Source organism: Neobacillus drentensis, assembly GCF_036966985.1.
In the GTDB taxonomy this organism is placed as follows: Bacteria; Bacillota; Bacilli; order Bacillales; family Cytobacillaceae; genus Neobacillus; species Neobacillus drentensis_E.
Genome location: NZ_JBALSN010000677.1, coordinates 1 through 1,261 on the forward strand (window position 1 = coordinate 1; position 1,261 = coordinate 1,261).

At 36.8% G+C, this 1,261-nt stretch carries 1 protein-coding gene and 1 pseudogene; one reads left to right on the plus strand and one right to left on the minus strand.

The genetic code is table 11. The features are described from left to right. A pseudogene (locus V7659_RS30320) lies at positions 1 to 325 on the plus strand (ribonuclease J); the annotation flags it as partial. Between the two features lie 46 nt (positions 326 to 371). On the opposite strand, the gene V7659_RS30325 reads toward V7659_RS30320, so the two are convergent. Beyond that, positions 372 to 1,031: a potassium channel family protein gene (locus V7659_RS30325; protein WP_335543727.1), complete on the minus strand. Its 660-nt coding sequence runs from the start codon at positions 1,029 to 1,031 to the stop codon at positions 372 to 374. Positions 1,032 to 1,261: the final 230 nt, after the last annotated feature.

A 1,261-nucleotide genomic window follows, 5' to 3' on the forward strand; every position in this document is an offset into this window, starting at 1 on the left:
CGACATCGGAAACATCGTCTTACGTGACCGTAGAATCCTCTCAGAAGAAGGTTTAGTAGTTGTGGTGGTAAGCATTAATATGAAAGAATTCAAAATTGCATCAGGACCAGACTTAATTTCGCGAGGATTTGTTTATATGCGAGAATCAGGTGATTTAATTAATGATGCACAGAACCTAATCACCAAACACTTGAATAGGGTAATGGAAAGAAAGACAAGCCAATGGTCGGAAATTAAAAACGAAATTACAGATACATTAGCTCCTTTCCTATACGAAAAAACAAAACGCAGACCAATGATCTTACCAATCATTATGGAAGTGTAAAAAATAAAAGAAGCGGAAGCGCCTGTTAGGGCGCTTCCGCTTTTCTTTATTCCAATACCTTTTTTTCAAATCGATCGATGTCTTGGTCTGTTCCAATTACAATTAAGACATCATTAGCGTGGAAGGTTTCTTTCGCTTGCGGAGAAACAATAATCTCTTCTCCTCTTTTGATAGCAACAATATTCAAACCATATTTCTTTCGAATGTCCAAATCCATAATGGTATGACCACTAAGTCTTCCATTCGCAACAATTTCAACAATACTGTGTTCATCTGAAAGTTCAAGATAGTCTACAACGTTACTAGAGGCCATGTTGTTAGCTATACGTCTTCCCATATCTCTTTCTGGATGGACAACACTATCTGCTCCAATTTTACGAAGCACCTTCTCATGATAATCATTTTGAGCCTTTGCGGTAATACGTACGACACCCAATTCTTTGAGAATAAGGGTTGTTAGGATGCTTGATTGAATATCATCACCAATTGCTACGATTACATGATCAAAGTTCCGGATCCCCAAGCTTTTTAAAACAGCTTCATCCGTTGTATCACCTACAACCGCATGAGAAGCAATCATTGCATATTCATTGACACGTTCCTCATTTTTATCAATTGCCAGTACTTCCATCCCTTCATCGGTAAGCGTACGACAAATACTTCCACCGAATCGGCCCAGCCCAATAACTGCAAAGCTCATTTTCATAGAATAACCCCTCTGCTTCAAACATTATCTGATATGGATTCATTTTAGCACTATTCATTAAAGATATATAGTATGGTACACCTATTTACTCAGGTCTGTTTTTCTTCTTTCTATAAAAGAAAACGGAAAGAAATCCTAGTAATAATAAAATAGCTATGACAGGAATATTACCAACGATGAAAACAACAAAACCTGATAAGCCAACTAATAACATATTGATACTTTTCATA

Bases quoted from the DNA above. Each gene is read 5' to 3' on its own strand.
- V7659_RS30325 (WP_335543727.1), bottom strand. From the start codon at position 1,031: ATGAAAATGAGCTTTGCAGTTATTGGGCTGGGCCGATTCGGTGGAAGT.